This window comes from Palleronia abyssalis (genome assembly GCF_900302445.1).
Lineage (GTDB): Bacteria > Pseudomonadota > Alphaproteobacteria > Rhodobacterales > Rhodobacteraceae > Palleronia > Palleronia abyssalis.
This window is the reverse complement of record NZ_ONZF01000014.1, coordinates 1-16,740: the sequence shown is the minus strand read 5'-3', so window position 1 is coordinate 16,740 and position 16,740 is coordinate 1. Positions and strand designations below refer to the sequence as shown.

Sequence of the window (16,740 nt, the reverse complement as noted above, 5' to 3'; positions counted from 1 at the left end):
AAGGAACACCGCATTCCACATATTATTCGGAATCGCAAATTGTTCCCGGACCGGGTTTTAAAGCACGAAGTATGGAAATCGCGGTTGAGGAGCTTGGAGTGGGGAAGAGCACAGAGACGCAAAGCAAGGATCTGGGGGCCTCACGTCGAAGCTGAGGAAACTTGAGTGCGGGCGGGACGGGTTGATGAAGGCGATCATGGAGGAAGCAAATTTTTGCTCCATCCGGAACGCCTTGACCGCCCTTTAGGCCGGGATCGCGCTCCTACAGTCCGGTCTGACTGAGGCCGCACAAGCGGTGGCCGAGCGCGCCACGCCTCCTTCCGATCCCCCCGTCGTCAACGCCAGGTCAGTCGAAGAGATTGAGAAACGTCTCGGACATCCGTGTCTGGTCCACCAAGCCCACAAGCCCTTCGTCATCTTCCCCGACGGTATCGTGCTCACCCCCGGCCATAGTGCAGCAGGTGGCATATTGGTCGAGATCCACACCGATCTCGACCGTCTTTTCTGCGCGGGTCGACTCGCGCAAGGCGAAGCCCCGTTGTTGCGCCGCGTTCGCGCGCCAGGGGCCGATCACAGCTGAATTTGCCCGCCGTGATCGATGCCTTGGCTGACCTCTTCATCCCGCAAGAAGTGCCCGGCCAAGTGCGTTCCGACAATTCCCCAAGCTGATCGCCCAGGCCGTGCGGGACTGGATCGAAGCGGTCGGCGCGAAGTCGAAATGATCAAGCGGAACACCCCCGTGGGACTGTGCAGAGTTTCCCGAAACAGGCTTTTGCTAAAGCTTCAACTCGAAGCTTCGAGCCGATTTTTTCGCCGGTCGTCGGTCCTTGGGTTGCCGTAAGACTTCGTGAAATAACGAGACCGAAGGCGACGGCATCGGCCCTGGGGCCCGATATAAACCAAGATCGAAACCGGACCGGCAGATAGGGGAAGGCCATCCCAAGGACTCTACGTTCGGGTGCTGACTGTCATACGGTCCCAGCCCTTTTGTCGGAACCTGATCTCCGGTGACGAGGCGTTGAAATGCGTACGGACGCTAAAACGAGCTTCACGACGAGACCAAAGCCCAGGAACCACGCGGCGGCGTAGCCGTAGCACCAGACCAGTAGCCCTTGGACATCTGTGATGGCAGCGACACGCGCGGCTCGTGCCACGATATCATCGCAGCCGATGACCGAAGCCGTTGCCGACGCCATGACCACGATCATTCCGTATTGGATCCAAGCGAAGCGGGCAGCCGAGTCGAACAGAGACCTTCCATTTCGCCTCGCGCCGACCCACGCGTCAGAGACGAAGCCCGAAACTGGAATGGCCAGCGCCAAACCGGCTTTCATCCATGGCTGGATCACGTGGCTACCCAAAAAAGGCAGTGAAGCTTCCTGCGGGAGCATTACGGCGAGATAGAACATCAGGACGAAAGAGGGCACGTTGCGGACCAGCGACGTCGCAAAACCGCCGCCCTGCTGGGCGAGAAGACTTGGACTGGTTCGCAACGCGCCCAGACCCGCGCCGACAAGCGTTCCCAAGACCATGGCCAAAGCAGAGATTGCGAGGTTCGCGACGAAGCCGCCTGCGATATATCCAGACCATTCGAGGAGGAGACTGAGTTTGGCGGCGATCGTCACAGCAGCCTTGCCTTCAGCAGGTTAAGAACACCCATTACAGCCATGACCAAAACGAGATAGAAGACGAGAAGGAGGTTCATCACGGTTGCTTTGTCTGCCCCTTCCGCAATCAGATCACCCGCAACGGTGATCGTGTCGAAATACGCGATTGCACTCGCAATTCCTGTCGCCTTGGCGATATTTACCAGGGTGGCCACGATACCGTCGAAGGCAGTCGCGATGGCCTCCCGAAAACCGGCATCTGGCGCGGCACGATAAGCGTTGACGACCAGCGCCGAAATCGTCGCACCGGCGTATGCCGAGAAGACCGATGCTGCTATTGCGAGGGTCCAGACTTGGTAGCCGGTACTGGCTTGGATCCAGGCCGCAAGACCAAAGAACAATATGTAGAGCTGCAGGATCGGAGGCGTCAGTTGCGCCAATGCCAAGCCACTTCCCACAATTCGAGCGGTGATCCGCGCTTGGCGATTACCGCCGGAAGATCGCGAGATCAGCCGTGCGGCCCCGATGCCGATCACGCTAGCACCCGCCAAGCTTAGCCCTACGATGAGTAGGGTATTTCCAAGGGCCGCTTTGATCCGTCCCCGGTTGAAAGGGTCGAGCAGGAAAGCCGGGTCAATTCCCGTCGCACCAGTCAGTTTCGCCATCCATTCCGGCGCCGCGAAGGATTGGCCGGTGCGGATGACCCGACTTGTCATACAGGCCTCCGGGAAGTCCCCGTCAGGTCCGCGAACACAGATGCGTTTCCCTTTTGCCGTCTGCGACCAGATGGCGTTCTGATCCTCAAGGAAGTTGCTCGTGTCGCCGAGCCACTTGTTCTCGAGGTCAAGCAGTGTGCCGTCCGAATGCCAACCGGCGAGCAGGTCTTCTATTCTTCGGGCCAATCGCTTGTCGGGAAGCCGTACGGCCATCGCCCAAGACGTTGCGAATTCGGGCGGCAGGGAAATCTTGTAGCCGGACCAGTCTCGCGTCCCGGCGATCTGCGCCAGCAAGGTGTCATCATAGGCAAGTCCGACACACCGCCCCTGGCGCAGCGCAGCTCCGGCATCCGTGAGCGACGGAAACACCACCGGCGTAACCATCCATGTCTCGATCAGATGGCGGTTCTGATAGGCGCCTTTCACCAAGCATACGCTGCGCCCTTGAAGATGGCTCCACTTATCGAGGGCGGCACCGTACGGCATCAGCAGTCGAACGCCGCTGGCGTAGTAGTGCGGTGTAATGAGGCGGGCGACGTGCCTTCTCTCCTCGGTGTCGCCCATCGTGGCGACGACCAGATCTACATCACCTTGTGCCAAGCGGGCCAGCCGATTTGCGCTCGTCACTGGCACGAGGCGAAGGTTGACGCCGAGATCCGTTGCTATCAGCCGGGCCAAATCCGGCTCAAAGCCGTCAATCGTGCCGTCCGGCCGGTAGTGTCCCCAAGGGCCATAGTCGACTTTGACGCCCACGGTCATCGTTCCACTGGCCGAAATGTCATCCAACGTATCGGCGCTCGCACTTTCCGCCGCCAAAACCGCAAGCGCAAGCACCATCAGCTTGATGCAGTAGCCGATCATGCCGGGCGCGCTACTGCAACGATGCCGTAGCCCAAGCTCGACGGGCACAGCCGACTAAGCGCACCATCCAGGCGGGCGAGGTTAGGATGGGACGCCACTATGTTTTCCGGAAGGCAGCTTTCGGCATGAAAGGCTTCTACTTCCAGACCGGCTTCGGCGAGTTCAGACCGCAGCGTTTCCGTGTCGTACAAGCGATATCCCAGATCGACCCTGTCAGCTCCGAGCGTACGGGTGTAGTTGATCCGACCTGAGCTAACAGCGGTCTGATCTCGCTGCTCATTGCGGAAACGGCGGCGCTTGTTCGGCACCGACAGGATGACCCTGCCGCGCCCGGGATCGATTGCGCGGCGAAGTCTTACAAGCGCGGCGTGGCGGGCCGCATCATCCGTGATATGGCTGAGAACGCCGAAAAGGCAGATGGCGAGATCGACGAGCCCGGTATGCTCTAGATGCTCGTCGAGATCACCGAGGTTCGGGCCGATTGCCTGAACGACGTTAGTCTGCCCCATCTCAGTCGACCGCTTTCTGAGAGTGGCGAGTGCCGTAGCAGAGATGTCAAACCCGATAGCCGATGAGGTGCCTGACGCAAGAGGGAGCAGATACCGTCCGCTACCACATCCGTAATCCAGCAGCCTGCCCGATGGCTGTAGGTGCTTGGCAACAAGGCGCAGCAGGCGAGGGTTCGGCCGGGGATACCGCGCGTCATAGTGTCCCTTCCCGTAATAGACTTCGTATTGCGCGGCTGTTTGCACAGCGTCGCGCGGAGAGCCCGCCGCGCAACCGAGTGTGCCCGCCGGGAAAAGTATCTGGTCGGTCATTCGTTTCTCCTTATTCGGGGGAAATGCTTCCGTCGCCAAGATACCGTTCTACGAAGCTGCGCCATTCCGGACTGCGCAACCGCTGCACGATGCCCCGGTCGATCTCGAGCCCGATATTATCGTCCCGATCCCGGGACAGGCCCCAACCGTAGGGCTCGTTCATCATTACTTTGCTTTGCACATCGACTTCGCCGTAAAGATCCGACCGGGCGAGGTAGGAGAGCTGGAGCCAGTCTCCGACAACCAGATCGACCTCACCATCCGCCAAGAGCGACATGGCATCCTGCCAGCTTCGCACCGTCCGACATGCCGGTTCGGAGCTGGACTGCGTGGCGGTGCATTCGGTATCATCCACTTGGCGTTCGACGAACCGCATCGCGGTGGAGTCCGCCAAAGTGCCGATCCGATAGGCTCCAAGGTCTTGCGCATCGACATCCCCGGACTGCCCCATCGAACCAACAAAGGATGTGGTTATCAACGAGACCAACAGCGCGGATATGGCCGTCCCGATGACGATCATGAACAGCTCGATCAACCGCCCGCCCATCGTCTCGAACTTGTCGCTGATCCCGCGCAGGCCGGTCGTTCGGGTTCCGGCCTCAAAACCATATTGCATGAACGCCGAGAATTTCCCGCTCGCCCGCGGCGCATGTTCTGAGTTCACCCAATGATGCCTGATTACCGCTGCGAGGAACAAGTTTAGGGCGGCAAAGCCAAGGGCGATCGCGATAAGCCGATTGTGCGAAAGAGCCGATTTGAGGATCTCTGCGGCTGCCGTATAGTTAATTGCTTCGGTCCGACGTCGTGCCACCGTCAGGCCGGACGAGGCGTACTGGTGTGACATATCGAACCGCGCCAGTCTTTCGGACGTCACGGTGAGGGGCGAGATTACGATGTCGAGCGATCCATCTTCGAGGCGGTCGATCTGCTCTCCGAGGGGGCATTCGACATAGGCATATCCCGAGATCAATCCGGAATCGGTCAGGTCCATCGCGATGCTTTCCCACAGATCGATGGACAGGCCATGCAGACCACGAATATCGTCAGTTTCGACGAATGGCGGTGCGTCTCGAACCCCGACGAGGATTTGGTCGCTCGCCACGGCGGATCGGGTAATGTCCGAGCAAAGTTTGAGCTTTGCGGCTTCAACGGGAGTCGTCGTGAAAGCAAAATAAACGACGGAACCTGCGAGCAACAGGACGCAGAAGCGAAGCCACATTGTCGATTTCCCCGCGATCAGAGCAAACCACGCTTCGATCAGGGAGCGTGATGGCGGACAAACTGACGCAAAGAAGTCACCAGCCGGTAAATTTCCGACTTGGAGGCGCGTGTTCGATGACCGTTGCAGTTTTGTTGAGGAAGACCGCAGATCATGCCTTTGGCGTTGTCGCATGCGCTTAGGGCCTTCCACCGCAGATCGGCGTTGATGATGTGACCGCCCCCCTACGGCATCGGTGTGCCAAGGCAACGATCCACGGGAGGGGAGCGGTCATGTCGGAGATTTTCACGGTCGGGCTCGATCTGGCGAAGACCGTGGTCCAGGGGCATAGGGCCGACGGCACTGGTCGTGCGGTCCTGCGCAAGACGTTGCGGCGCGATCAGGTGCTGGAGCTTTCCGGCCAGCTCCCGGCCTGCCTCGTGGCGATGGAAGCCCGCGGCGGCGCTCATTTCTGGGGTCGTGAGGTCGGCAAGCTGGGCCATGACGTTCGGCTGATCCCACCCGCCTACGTGACTGACGCAGTTCGAGGCAGAGATCGGCAAGCTTGATGCAGAGATCAATCAACGCGCCAAAGAGATCGAAGTGGCGCGGCGTCTGATGAAGGTGCCGGGTATCGGCCCGCTGATTGCGACAGCCATCGCAACTTTGGCCCCGCCTGACACGTTCCGCCGAGCGCGCGATTTTGCAGCCTGGCTCGGCCTCGTGCCCCGGCAGCACTCGACCGGCGGCTCGGAGCCACGACGACCCTCGCGGGACATTTCTGCGAAATGCCATGCCGGGCAGCGGATGGGCGAGCGGTCCCTGCGACGCCTGCTGATCATCGGCGCCAACAGCGTCATTATCAAACGGCATACCCACGCTTCGGCCAAGCCCGGCACGTGGCTGGGCGGCATGCTGTCGCGCAAGCCGCCGATGCCGGTGCGCGTTGCATTGGCGAACATCCCTCTCAAACATGCTGCGCATGTGATGCCGGGCAGTGAATGGCGCGCATCGTCCGGGCCCTGCCGGTCAAGAGCGGTGTCTATCAGTCTCGGGTCGCGGCGGCATGAGCCGACCGTCGATCGCGAGGACGTCGGAGCGGAAGAGGGCAAGGAGCAGTTTGGCGCAACAGTCGTGAGACGGGATCGGGAGAACCAGCCTGCAGCCGCTCAGGGAGCGTTTCGTTGCTGGTCCGTGGCAATTGTAATTTTTGCTATTCACAAGTCACGGATGATACTCGAAAAGACTTGACGCATTCGTTGTCGCCTAACCAAGGACCAGTATCATGCCCGTGCGCCATATTCATGTTATTCTGGACAACGAACGCGACAGGCTGCTGAAGGCGTGGGGCTCGTCCCAAGCCGAGGAAGGCCTGATCCGCAAGGACCTTTTCACCGAAAGCGAAGCGCGGGCGCAGATCACAATGCTCTATGATGCGCTGGCGAAAGGCGTCAGTGCCAGCATCGAGAGCGACGATCTCGACCCCGAGGCCGAGTGCTGGGACGACCTGCGCGCGGCGCTGGCAGAGGTCACACGCGAGCGGACCAAGCGCGGTGTCTCGACCGGCGACATGGCGGCATTCGTTCTGGCGCTGAAATACCCGCTTTTCGAGCGGCTGCGTGATACGGTCGATGACGTAAACGGCAAGGTCCTTATCGAGGCGATCAGCCAGTTCACCCGCCTGATCGACGCGGTCGCACTCTACACGACCGAGCTGTGCATCTCGGATCGCGACAAGACCATCCAGCGTCAGCACGACGAGATGATGGAGCTTGCCTCGCCCGTGGTCGAGCTGTGGGACCGCGTGATCGCCGTGCCGCTGGTCGGCACGCTGGACTCGATGCGCGCGCAGGAGGTGATGGAGAACACGCTTTCCGCGATCGTCGAGAAGAAGGCGGATATCGTCATCATCGACATCACAGGCGTCGTGACCGTGGACACGCAGGTCGCGCAGCATCTCATCCGTACCGCGGCCGCCGTGCGGCTGATGGGGGCCGAGGCGATCATCAGCGGCATCAGCCCGCGCATCGCCCAGACCATGGTGCAACTGGGCGTCGACACCGGTGAGGTCCGCACCCGCAGTTCGCTGCGAATGGCCCTGGCCGACGCGTTGCGCCAATTGGAAGCCGGCGTCGTTGCTCGGAAGGTCCAGTGAGGCGAGGCGGTCGAAAATGAGCCAGGCGGCAGGGCTTTTCCTGGTCGACGAGATCATGCTGGTCGCGATCGACGAGAACATCGACGATGGCGATATCGTGGCGCTTCAGGATCGGCTGGCCGAAGAGGTGCACGCCAACGACGCTCAGGGCATCGTGATCGATATCAGCGCGTTGGAGATCGTGGACACCTTCGTGGGCCGCATCATCGCCCAGCTTGCCGGTATCGGGGTGCTGCTGGATGCGCCGACTTACCTGGTCGGCATGCGACCGGCGGTGGCCATGACGCTGGTCGAGCTGGGAATGACGCTGCCCTCGGTTCGGACGGCGCGCAACCTTCAGCATGCGGTATCTCGCCTGCGGTCAGGTCGGTGAACCGGCTGCCCAGGTTGCGCGGGCAGCTGTTTGAGCGGCACGAGATCACCGTCGAAAAGGATATCGTGCGCGCGCGCCAGGCTGTCGGACGGGCCATGGATGGTCTGGGGGCGAAAGCCATTCGGAAAACCCGCCTAGTGACCGCGGCAAGCGAGATCTTCCGCAACGGGCTGAACTATGGCGGCGGGGCTGTCGCGCTTATCCATTGCGACGCCGGCAATCGCATGGTCTGGGTCGACTGCATCGACGACGGCCCCGGCATCGAGGACATGGCGCTTGCCCTGCGCGACGGCTATACGTCGGGCACCGGATTGGGGCGCGGGCTGGGAGGCGCGAAGCGCCTCGTTGACGAATTCGACATCGTCTCCGAACCCGGAGTCGGCACACATGTGAGATTGGCCGGGCGCGCCTAGACCGTCGCGGCATCAGGAAGAGCGACGGCATGCTGGAATTGCTTGACATCACCACGCGCGCCGACGTGGCCATCGCACGTCAACATGCGCGCGCCGAAGCCCTTCAAGCCGGACTCGGCGCGGACACGGCCGAGGAACTGGCCATCGTCGCGACTGAACTGACGACTAATATTCTGAAATACGCCGATGAGGGCTTTTTCATCGCGCAAGCCATGCCGCAGCCCCGGGGACACTCGGTCGCGTTGGTCGCCTATGACCGGGGGCCGGGCATTTCCAATTTCGACCTCATGCGTCAGGATCGGCAAAGCGGGGGCGCCGGGGCGGGTATAGGCATCGGCGCCATCGAGCGACTGTCGGACCGCGCCGAAGTCGTGACCGGGCCAACCGGAACAATATGGGCGTGCCGTTTCGACGGCCCCGAGGTGGAGCGGCCCCAGGGCCTCGACGTGGCCGGATTGCGCCGGTCCCACCCGACCGAAACGGTTTGTGGTGATGCCTGGGCCACGCTGGCCCACCGGGGCGGCGTTCGACTCGCTTTAAGCGATGGCATGGGGCACGGGATGTCGGCCGCCGAAGCCGGGCAAGCCATGGCTCAGGGCGCGGTACGGCGCCCCCTTGAGACCCCACGGGAGAAAATCTCGCAGCTTGTCGAGGAGCTTAAGGGATCGCGTGGCGGCGTCATCTCGATCCTGGATCTACACCCCGACATCCCGCGGATGGATTACGGTAATCTTGGAAATATCAGCTGCTTTCGTCTGCGGCGGGGTGAAGTCAAACGCCTCGTGACCCGGGACGGCTACGTGGGCAGCGCGATTTCCCGCCCCATGGAAGAGCAGCTCGACCTCGAACCCAACGACCTCGTCGTGCTGCACAGCGACGGGCTGCGGACCGTGAATGGCGACGTAGCGCAGAGCCTGTCCGGGCATAGCGCGCTCATGGCATCTGCTTTACTGCTGGCGCGGCACGATCTGCATCGAAGCGACGACATCAGCGTGGCCGCGGTCCGTTGGAGCCCGTAGAACTGAACCCGCATTTGCCCTGCCCACCCAGAGAGGACGATGGCCCATACGATTACCTCCCTTTCGCTCACGGATACCGATGATGTGAAAGTCCTGCAGCAGATCGCCAAGGCGGTGACCGAAGCTGTCGGGTTCAAGCCCTTTCACGCCACGCGGGTGATCACCTGTGCCATGGAATTGTCCCGCAACGTGATCGAACACGGCCGGGGCGGCTACGCGCGCCTCAGCCTGCACGAGCCGCGGGGTGGAACGGTTGTTCTGCGCCTTGCCTTCGCCGACCAGGGACCCGGGATCAACAACGTTGACGCCGCCCTTGCCGACAAAGGCCCATCCCTGCGCAAGAGCGGGCTGGGGCTTGGCCTTTCGGGTGTCAAGCGAATGGCGGATGACTTCGAGATCGAGACCGGGGCCTCGGGAACGCGCGTCAAGGCGGATTTCCAGGCTCCGGTCGAAACCTCGGAACTGGCCCGGTGCGCCGCGGACGCGGGTATGCGGTGTGAAGAGATCCTGATGCGCGAGTCCAACGCAGACCGGCGTATCCGCCAGCTCGAGACCGACCTCGGCGCCCGCGACCTCGCCATCGGCGAAGTTCATCACCGCACCGCCAACAACCTCACGATGATTGCCTCTTTGATGCGTATGGAACGACGCCGCGCCAAGGCCGAGGAAACGCGGGATGTCCTGGCCTCACTCGGTATTCGGGTGGAGTCGATGGCGCGGACGCACAGGCTGTTACAGTCCGGCAAGGAATCGAGCGTCAGCCCGCGTGCCCACTTGCAACAGATTGCCGCGCTGGCCGAGACGTTCAACCGTGCGGACCTGAAGGTCCGCGTCGAGGTGGAGGCAGACGAGACCCCCATCCCGGCACGCTTGGCGCTGGGTCTGGGGCTGATTACCAGCGAACTGATCACCAACACGTTCAAGCATGCCTTCGCGGGGCGGAACCGGGGCCATATCAAGCTCTCGCTGTTCACAGAGGGCGAGCTGGTGCGATTTCGCTTCGGGGATGACGGCAATGGCCTGTCCGACGGACAGCAGCCGGAACGGTCGGGATCGCTCGGGTGGAGTATGATCCGCGGAACCGTCTCGAGCAACATGGGCCATCTCTCGGTCGACGGACGGGAGGGTCTTACTGTCGAGATGACCTTCCCGGTGATTGCCTAGACCCGCCATTTCGAGACGCTGCCTAATCCTTGGCGAACGAGGGGTGTACCGGGGCGGCCATGTAGCCTTCGAACGTCTGTTCTGGGCTGGAGAGGGAACAGCCGGATAGGCGATCCGATCGGTCGTATCGCCCAACGGCGCCCGTTGCACGGTAGGCGTTTCTGCAAATCCAAACGGGGCAGAATGATTGTTTTCGCAAGCCTTCGCCGGGTAAGACATCGTGATAGCAGTCGGGACTGAGTGGGCGCGGGATCCAGAGAACCAGGTATGGCCCTTTCGACGTCTCTGATGGGCGCGAAGCCGAGGGAACCGGGCCGTCCTGCTTGGACGACCCGGTCTTGATCTTCACGCCGACACAGGTGGACCGGGGTGCGGAGCGACCTGCCTTTTGATCTGCCCCGCTTGGATTATCGGTCCTTCAGCACTTCGGCGTTCGGGCCAAGCGAATGACGCAAAAGTGTCAGTCTGCCGCGGCTCCCGCGAAGAAGAAGCGGACCATTTCTGCACTGGCATCCGGACCACGCGGGTCGGTATAGCTGCCTGCGGATTGTCCACCCGACCATGCGTGGCCCAAGCCCTCCACCGTCCAGTGAACCACCGCTTCCACACCGTCGGAACGGTAGGTCGAGGATCGGTGGTAGGATCGGCCGTCGATCGTTCCGGTGCCCTCATCCTGAATACTCTGCCGCGGGCCGCCCTCGAGGGCTTGCCGGGCGATCCGTTCGCCGTTCGATGGGTGGACTGTGGTATCGCCGGTGCCGTGGAAAACAATGGTTCGCGTGATGGTCGAACGCGGAGCGCCCTCGGCCGCGCGCCCGGCCATCGCCCCAAAGGCGGAAGGTATATCGTTTGCCGCTCCGGCAGGTAGTCCGGAATGGGCGCCCACGGCCTTGAAAAGATCGGGGTAGACACCCCCGAGGATCACGGCCATCGCCGCCCCGGCCGAAAGTCCCGCGACGAAGACCTTGTCTTCGGGAACGTCGTGGCGGGCAATGACGTCCCGGGTCAGGCCGGCAAGGATCGCGGGTTCGCCGCGGTCCCGTTTCTGATCGCCGCGGCTGAACCAGTTCCAGCACGACTGGGCATTGTCACCTCGCGACTGCTGGGGATAGACGACGATGAAGCGGTGTTGTTCGGCCAGGGCGTTCATCCCGGTGCCAGCAGCGAAATCCTCCGGGGTTTGCGTGCAACCGTGGAGCATCACCACGAGGCCGGTGACGCCGGTCTGCCCAGAGGCAGGGACGTAGGTGCGATATCGGCGCGTCCCGGCGGCGCAGGTGAAGCTGTCATCGTCAAAGCGGGCACCCTCCGGCAGACCATAGGGTTCGGTTGCCATGGACCCGATCGGTTGAAAACGGGCCAGAAGGGCGGACAAGGCAGCGGGTGCGGCGTCAACCCCGACTGTGTTGCCACCGGGCAAAGATCCTGCGGTCAGACCGTGCTGAGCGAGTGTGCGGGTCACCAGATCGTTGGCGGCGGAGAGCTGTGCGGCGCGCGCGCCATCGCTCGCCGGGCGCCATGCGCCGGCGTTGAAGTTGATCATCTGTTTCGTCCTTATGGGGCTGCCGTTACTGAATGCGGTCGGCCAGGGCTTTCTTGATGTCCGCGGAGGCCTGAAGACTGCCGAGAACGGTGATCGAGCCGATAGTCGCCAGGGCGAGGTCGGGCGTGACGTCAGAGCCGATACGGGCGAGGCCGACGACCTTGATGTGCAGGACCTCGCCTGCCGCACGGTGTTGCTCGAGTTCCGCGCGGCTGAAATCTCGCAGGCCGAGCTCCATGGTATGGCGCTCGATCGAGCGGTCGACAGCCTCTCCGTGCGTGTCGAGTTGCTTTCGGATCGCGGTGCGGATGAAATCGCTGCGGTTCGAGTAGAACCCTTCCTGCACCAGAAGGTCGATGCGACCCAGATCGACGAAACCGAGGTTGATGGTGATCTTCTCGTTTTCCGGCTGCTTGTCCCTGAGCTGTCGTATCTCGGCCATCGCTGATTCTCCATCCGTGTGGATGGTATATGGATGCTATTTTTCGGAACGGCAAGGCGCCAAAGGGAATTCTTCGGTCCATTCGAATTTCGGCCTGCTGCAAAGGGCGCAATTCAGGCCCGAACAGCGTAAGGCAGCGCCGGAGTTGCACCTGACGGCCGCCCGACCAATTTTTGCGCGGAACAAGATCCTGGGCGGAACGAAGACCCTGATGGGCTGTTGCGCTTATCAAGCAAGCCAGAACTGCATGGCCGTTCGCGACAGGACCAGACCTTGGGCAACCAGATGCCATTTCATTCCCGGGACCAGATCCTCGGAACACTTCGCAAGAGGGCAGCGGACGAGGATGCCGGGGCATCGCTTTATACTTCGATCACCAATGTTCTGGCTTCGGGAGTTTTGGATGACGACAGGCCTGTTGAGCTTGCCCGAACGCTCGTCGCACTGGCCGAAGCGAATTTGCCCGTGGCACGCCTCGCCGAGGGGCATGTGAATGCGCGGCAGCTTCTAGACCTTCATGCACCGAGCGTTGTGCCGGACGGCGCCATTCTTGGCATCTGGGGGGCGGATGGCGACGATCCGGTGAAGGCCGCGGGCGATCAGCTTTCGGGATGCAAGCGATATGCCTCGGGCCTTGGAGTCGTCACGCACGCGCTGGTGACCGTCGCGCATGGCGACACAAGCCGGCTGGCCCTTGTCGAGGCGAACGATCCTGCAAGGTGCCGTCCTGAATGCTGGGACATGCTGGGCATGCGCGCGACCGTTTCGGGAGAGTTCGACGTGACAGGCCTGCGGCCTTCGTGGATCGGTGCCCCTGGGGCGTACCACGCGGAGCCTACATTCGTTGGGGGCGTCTGGCGCATCGCGGCGCTGCAGCTTGGGGGAACAATGGGCCTTCTGGGCGCGACGCGCGACTATCTTGCAGGCCTCGGGCGTCTCGACGCGGATGCACAGGTTGCCCGGCTTGCCGGTCCACTCGCGAGGGCTCTCGCCGCGTTCGGCCTGGTCGAGCGTTCTGCAAAAGTGGCCCAGGGAAAAGAAGGGGCCGTCGATCCTGATCGGTCGGTGGCCCTGTCGATCCAGGCTCGCCTTCTGACCGAGGATCTGGCGCAGGATACGATTGCGGCCGTCGAGCGATCGGTGGGCCTTCCACATTTCGCGCAGGGTTCCGAGACGGGACGGATGGCACGCGATCTGGCGACCTATTGCCGGCAGGTCGCCCGAGACGCGATGGAGCTACGCGCCGGCCGGACCCTTCTTGGAAGGACCGGACCGCTTTCCGGTATCTGGCATGGATAGGGAAAATCATCTTTCCGGCGCGGCTTCGTTGCTGGTTTTGGCGCCGCACGCGGATGACGAAGTGCTTGGCTGCGGCGCACTTCTCGCCGATTGGTGGCGGAGCGGCAAACAGGCCCATGTCGTCTGCCTTACGGATGGCGGGGCGTCGCATCCCCGCAGCGCCGAAGATGTTACTTTGATACGCACGCGCGAGTTGGCCAGTGCCATCGAGATTCTGGGCGGCGATCCGCGCCGGGACGTGACGTGTCTAGGCTATCCCGATGCGGCCCTCCACGAGGTGCCGCTCAGGGCCGTTCTTTCGAGGCTCGAGGACCTGATCGACCGGTTGGGCTGCCGAGTCCTGATCGCACCGTCGCCCCTCGACCCCCATTGCGACCACGTGACGACGGCGTCACTCGCCGGCCAACTGGTGTCCCGGCGACCGCGATTGCGGCTGCTATATTATCCGATCTGGTCGCGCTGGGCTGGCGGTGGTGAGGCGCCGCCTGTTCCCGGCAGTCGGCGTTTCACCTATCCGGTCGACACGGCGTTGAAACAACGTGCCATTGAAGCGCATGCTAGCCAGCACGGCAGGGTGATCCGCGATGACCCCGACGGGTTCACAATGCCCGATGGCTTTGCCCGGATGTTCGCCGAAGGTCCAGAGATCTTCGACGAGCGGATCGGTTAGCGCCTTGGCCGTTTCGCGGACGCATCTGGAAGACCTGTACGCCCGAACCGACGATCCGTGGGATTTCCGGTCCTCGCCCTACGAAGCTGCCCGGTTCGAGGCCACGCTCGCCGCACTGCCGAACCTGCGATATGCCCACGCCCTGGAAATTGGCTGCGGCAACGGAGAGCTCGCGACGCGTCTGGCCCCGCGTTGCGACGCCTATACCGGTATCGATGCCGTCCCCGCAGCCCTCGATGCCGCACGGGCCGCCGTCCCGAAAGGGCAGTTCGTTCAGGCGTTCTTGCCCTGCGAACTGCCCGAGGGGGCCTACGATTTGATCGTCCTGTCGGAGATCCTCTATTTTCTGGACCGGCCAGGGCTACGGGCGCTTGCGGAACAACTCGATTTCCGGTGGCCCGGTGCAGTAATCTTGGCTGTGACCTGGCTTGGACCCTCCGGCAATCCGCTGGAAGGATCGGACGCGTTCAAACACTTCACGGCTTCTACGACCCGCGATGGAATACCTGCGAAACCGGGCGACCCGCGCCATCGGATCGACCTCTTTGCACCGCTCGGCGGGGCTTGACGATGAGAGATGACCTTTTCATTCCATCCGATTGGGGCGTGAGCGGCTTCATCGTCGCCATACCGGCGCGCAACGAGGCGGACCGACTTCCCGTCACCCTGTCCGCATTCGCTTCTGAGCCTGATATCCAGGACGTTATCGTCATCGCGAACGGATGCTCCGACGCGACTGCAACCATCGCCCGGCGATCCAAGGGTCTGCGCGTCGCCGTGCTCGAAACCGGCTGCCTTTCCGGGGGCGTGGGGGAGGCGCGGCGAATGGGGATGCAGGCGGCCCTCGACGCGGCGCCCCATGCAACGATTCTGGCTACCACTGATGCCGACTGCGTCGTGATGCCGGGGTGGGGCCATATCGTACGGAGTGCGATGGAAAAGGTCGACGTGATCTGTGGCCGTGTCGTGCCTGACCCGGAAGAGTTTGCGCGATTGCCCAGGATCGTGCGCATGCACGGCGCGCTGGAAGACGAGGTTGCCGCGCTGGGGGCCGAGTTGGACGGCCTTCGTGCGCCCTGCACATACGACCCCCTGCCGCGGCATGGGCAGACGCCGGGTGCGAGCCTGGCCTTTCGGACCGGCACGTATCTCGCCGCGGGCGGATTCGAAGCGATCCCGTGCCACGAAGATCGCAGGATCGTCGCCCGGATCGAGGCATCGGGCGGTCGCATCGCGCGGCCGTGGGACTTGGTGGTGACCGCCTCGTGTCGTCTTGAAGGGCGAGCGCCCGGGGGAATGGCTGATACCATCTCGGCGCGTGCGACCGATCAGATCCGTTTGCAAGGGGAGATTGCGGATCTTCGCCGCACGGCAAAATATCTCCGCGCTTTGATCTCGGCGCATCATGCATCGCAGCTCGCCGGCGCAGTCTGATGCTGTAGTGAACCGTGGCCTATAGTTCGTATTGGGCGGCAAGCGCCGCTCAGACACGGCCCCCATCGCAGCGGCTGGGGCGGCAACCCAAGCTTGGAACGGATCCATTGGCCGATGACCCGTGACCCTGATAGGGCGAGTATGACGCGAAGAACGGACGCATATCGCTTCCTGGCCGTCGGCGCCGTCCGCCGCGGCCCGGGAACGACACGACAAGGGGGGAGAAGAAGTGCCTTTGCGTCGAACTGCAGACTCCCGGGTGAACGCGATATTTTTGACTCATAGAGGGCAGGGCGTCGTTCATGGCACTGGAGTCGGACGGATGATGATCCTTGACACTTGGATTGCGCAACGCCCTTATTTGCCCTGGTTTCATCGACGAAACGTCGCCGAAGACGAATACGGCCTAGACCACTGGATGGCCCCAAAAGGCAAAGCGCCTCGTCGACCACGGGTGCTTCGGCCAAGGGAACACCCCGACCCTCATCGCGGCCCTGTGTCACGACTGGCTGGATGCGCCCGGGGTGATCGACGGTGCCATGTCTCGGAGTCTTCGCGCTCAATGTCGAGACCCAACCGGCCCTCGGCACTGGGCGCGAAGACCATTCTAAACAACCCGGCATCGCACAAGAGCCCCAAGGCATCGACGACCATGAAGGCCGTAGGTGCCTGATTCCGGTTCATGCCTTTCTGCAGCCCGGATCTAAACCCCATTGAGATGGCGCTTGCGAAGCTCAAGGCCCTGATCTGGAGAGCCACTGACCTGCCACGATTGCGGTGGTCAGGGTCCGCGCGTAGTCGACCGGGGTCTGGTAATCCAAGGCCGAATGCGGGCGTTCGGTGTTGTAGTCGTTAGCCCATGCGGCGATCACGATCCACGCATGGGCCAAGTTGCGGAACGTGGTCTCGTCGAGCAGCTCATCGCGCATCCTGCCGTTGAAGCTCTCGACGAAACCGTTCTGCATTGGCTTTCCCCCCTCCCGGGATCATGCTCCGCATGACCCTGCCGGGCAACGGGACGCGATGTA

At 62.5% G+C, this 16,740-nt stretch carries 16 protein-coding genes and 3 pseudogenes; 11 read left to right on the top strand and 8 right to left on the bottom strand.

The window, feature by feature from the left end:
• Positions 1-346: 346 nt before the first annotated feature.
• Positions 347-574 (bottom strand): hypothetical protein, encoded by a 228-nt coding sequence (locus PAA8504_RS19380; protein WP_108895799.1) that lies wholly within the window; start codon positions 572-574, stop codon positions 347-349.
• Here PAA8504_RS19380 and PAA8504_RS22845 point away from each other — a divergent pair.
• Positions 562-716: pseudogene (locus PAA8504_RS22845) on the top strand (IS3 family transposase); the annotation flags it as partial. The gene PAA8504_RS19380 and the pseudogene PAA8504_RS22845 sit on opposite strands and share 13 nt — an antisense overlap.
• A gap of 252 nt (positions 717-968) precedes the next feature.
• Here the strand turns inward: PAA8504_RS22845 and PAA8504_RS19375 are convergent.
• Genes PAA8504_RS19375 through PAA8504_RS19360 form a run of 4 tightly spaced genes read right to left on the bottom strand, consistent with a single transcriptional unit; the run spans position 969 to position 5,104 of the window.
• Positions 969-1,625: an ABC transporter permease family protein gene (locus PAA8504_RS19375; protein WP_108895798.1), complete on the bottom strand. Its 657-nt coding sequence runs from the start codon at positions 1,623-1,625 to the stop codon at positions 969-971.
• Entirely contained in the window at positions 1,622-3,184 is a 1,563-nt protein-coding gene (locus tag PAA8504_RS19370) for a transporter substrate-binding domain-containing protein (protein WP_108895797.1), read from the bottom strand. Before PAA8504_RS19370 ends, PAA8504_RS19375 begins: the two co-directional genes overlap by 4 nt.
• Positions 3,181-4,002, bottom strand: a complete 822-nt coding sequence (locus PAA8504_RS19365) for a class I SAM-dependent methyltransferase (protein WP_108895796.1) — start codon at positions 4,000-4,002, stop codon at positions 3,181-3,183. Before PAA8504_RS19365 ends, PAA8504_RS19370 begins: the two co-directional genes overlap by 4 nt.
• A gap of 10 nt (positions 4,003-4,012) precedes the next feature.
• Complete coding sequence (locus tag PAA8504_RS19360; protein WP_181375882.1) at positions 4,013-5,104, bottom strand: transporter substrate-binding domain-containing protein; 1,092 nt, start codon at positions 5,102-5,104, stop codon at positions 4,013-4,015.
• A 389-nt stretch (positions 5,105-5,493) separates the two neighbouring features.
• Here PAA8504_RS19360 and PAA8504_RS19355 point away from each other — a divergent pair.
• From PAA8504_RS19355 to PAA8504_RS19330, 6 genes and pseudogenes are all read left to right on the top strand, one after another.
• A pseudogene (locus PAA8504_RS19355) lies at positions 5,494-6,160 on the top strand (transposase); the annotation flags it as partial.
• 325 nt (positions 6,161-6,485) lie between these two features.
• On the top strand, positions 6,486-7,355 hold the full coding sequence (locus tag PAA8504_RS19350) for an STAS domain-containing protein (RefSeq protein WP_108895794.1): 870 nt from the start codon (positions 6,486-6,488) through the stop codon (positions 7,353-7,355).
• Positions 7,356-7,371: 16 nt separating this feature from the next.
• Positions 7,372-7,728 (top strand): STAS domain-containing protein, encoded by a 357-nt coding sequence (locus PAA8504_RS19345; RefSeq protein WP_108895793.1) that lies wholly within the window; start codon positions 7,372-7,374, stop codon positions 7,726-7,728.
• The gene (locus PAA8504_RS19340) at positions 7,725-8,141 is read left to right on the top strand and encodes an ATP-binding protein (protein WP_219928958.1); all 417 of its coding nucleotides are present in this window, start codon (positions 7,725-7,727) and stop codon (positions 8,139-8,141) included. The genes PAA8504_RS19345 and PAA8504_RS19340 overlap by 4 nt, the downstream gene beginning before the upstream one ends.
• Before the next feature lie 29 nt (positions 8,142-8,170).
• Positions 8,171-9,160, top strand: a complete 990-nt coding sequence (locus PAA8504_RS19335; protein WP_108895792.1) for a SpoIIE family protein phosphatase — start codon at positions 8,171-8,173, stop codon at positions 9,158-9,160.
• A 39-nt stretch (positions 9,161-9,199) separates the two neighbouring features.
• On the top strand, positions 9,200-10,324 hold the full coding sequence (locus PAA8504_RS19330; RefSeq protein WP_108895791.1) for an ATP-binding protein: 1,125 nt from the start codon (positions 9,200-9,202) through the stop codon (positions 10,322-10,324).
• Positions 10,325-10,784: 460 nt separating this feature from the next.
• Here the strand turns inward: PAA8504_RS19330 and PAA8504_RS19325 are convergent, their stop codons facing one another.
• Positions 10,785-11,867, bottom strand: coding sequence for an extracellular catalytic domain type 1 short-chain-length polyhydroxyalkanoate depolymerase (locus PAA8504_RS19325; protein ID WP_108895790.1), 1,083 nt, complete (start codon positions 11,865-11,867; stop codon positions 10,785-10,787).
• A gap of 25 nt (positions 11,868-11,892) precedes the next feature.
• Positions 11,893-12,309: a ribbon-helix-helix domain-containing protein gene (locus PAA8504_RS19320; RefSeq protein WP_108895789.1), complete on the bottom strand. Its 417-nt coding sequence runs from the start codon at positions 12,307-12,309 to the stop codon at positions 11,893-11,895.
• Positions 12,310-12,594: 285 nt separating this feature from the next.
• Here PAA8504_RS19320 and PAA8504_RS19315 point away from each other — a divergent pair, with 285 nt between their 5' ends.
• From PAA8504_RS19315 to PAA8504_RS19300, 4 genes are read left to right on the top strand one after another with little or no spacing between them, the layout of a single operon-like run.
• Entirely contained in the window at positions 12,595-13,608 is a 1,014-nt protein-coding gene (locus tag PAA8504_RS19315; RefSeq protein WP_146190535.1) for an acyl-CoA dehydrogenase, read from the top strand.
• On the top strand, positions 13,601-14,278 hold the full coding sequence (locus PAA8504_RS19310; protein ID WP_108895787.1) for a PIG-L deacetylase family protein: 678 nt from the start codon (positions 13,601-13,603) through the stop codon (positions 14,276-14,278). Before PAA8504_RS19315 ends, PAA8504_RS19310 begins: the two co-directional genes overlap by 8 nt.
• 4 nt (positions 14,279-14,282) lie before the next feature.
• The gene (locus tag PAA8504_RS19305; RefSeq protein WP_245897702.1) at positions 14,283-14,846 is read left to right on the top strand and encodes an SAM-dependent methyltransferase; all 564 of its coding nucleotides are present in this window, start codon (positions 14,283-14,285) and stop codon (positions 14,844-14,846) included.
• A gap of 2 nt (positions 14,847-14,848) precedes the next feature.
• Positions 14,849-15,712 (top strand): glycosyltransferase family 2 protein, encoded by an 864-nt coding sequence (locus tag PAA8504_RS19300; RefSeq protein WP_108895785.1) that lies wholly within the window; start codon positions 14,849-14,851, stop codon positions 15,710-15,712.
• 734 nt (positions 15,713-16,446) lie between these two features.
• On the opposite strand, the pseudogene PAA8504_RS19295 reads toward PAA8504_RS19300, so the two are convergent.
• Positions 16,447-16,686: pseudogene (locus PAA8504_RS19295) on the bottom strand (integrase core domain-containing protein); the annotation flags it as partial.
• Between the last annotated feature and the right edge of the window lie 54 nt (positions 16,687-16,740).

What these genes read in the sequence shown, in the direction of transcription:
- PAA8504_RS19365 (WP_108895796.1), bottom strand. Translation starts at nt 4,002, where the DNA reads ATGACCGACCAGATACTTTTCCCGGCGGGCACACTCGGTTGCGCGGCG.
- PAA8504_RS19325 (WP_108895790.1), bottom strand. Translation starts at nt 11,867, where the DNA reads ATGATCAACTTCAACGCCGGCGCATGGCGCCCGGCGAGCGATGGCGCG.
- PAA8504_RS19350 (WP_108895794.1), top strand. Translation starts at nt 6,486, where the DNA reads ATGCCCGTGCGCCATATTCATGTTATTCTGGACAACGAACGCGACAGG.
- PAA8504_RS19370 (WP_108895797.1), bottom strand. Translation starts at nt 3,184, where the DNA reads ATGATCGGCTACTGCATCAAGCTGATGGTGCTTGCGCTTGCGGTTTTG.
- PAA8504_RS19345 (WP_108895793.1), top strand. Translation starts at nt 7,372, where the DNA reads ATGAGCCAGGCGGCAGGGCTTTTCCTGGTCGACGAGATCATGCTGGTC.
- PAA8504_RS19320 (WP_108895789.1), bottom strand. Translation starts at nt 12,309, where the DNA reads ATGGCCGAGATACGACAGCTCAGGGACAAGCAGCCGGAAAACGAGAAG.
- PAA8504_RS19330 (WP_108895791.1), top strand. Translation starts at nt 9,200, where the DNA reads ATGGCCCATACGATTACCTCCCTTTCGCTCACGGATACCGATGATGTG.
- PAA8504_RS19335 (WP_108895792.1), top strand. Translation starts at nt 8,171, where the DNA reads ATGCTGGAATTGCTTGACATCACCACGCGCGCCGACGTGGCCATCGCA.
- PAA8504_RS19300 (WP_108895785.1), top strand. Translation starts at nt 14,849, where the DNA reads ATGAGAGATGACCTTTTCATTCCATCCGATTGGGGCGTGAGCGGCTTC.
- PAA8504_RS19310 (WP_108895787.1), top strand. Translation starts at nt 13,601, where the DNA reads ATGGATAGGGAAAATCATCTTTCCGGCGCGGCTTCGTTGCTGGTTTTG.
- PAA8504_RS19315 (WP_146190535.1), top strand. Translation starts at nt 12,595, where the DNA reads ATGCCATTTCATTCCCGGGACCAGATCCTCGGAACACTTCGCAAGAGG.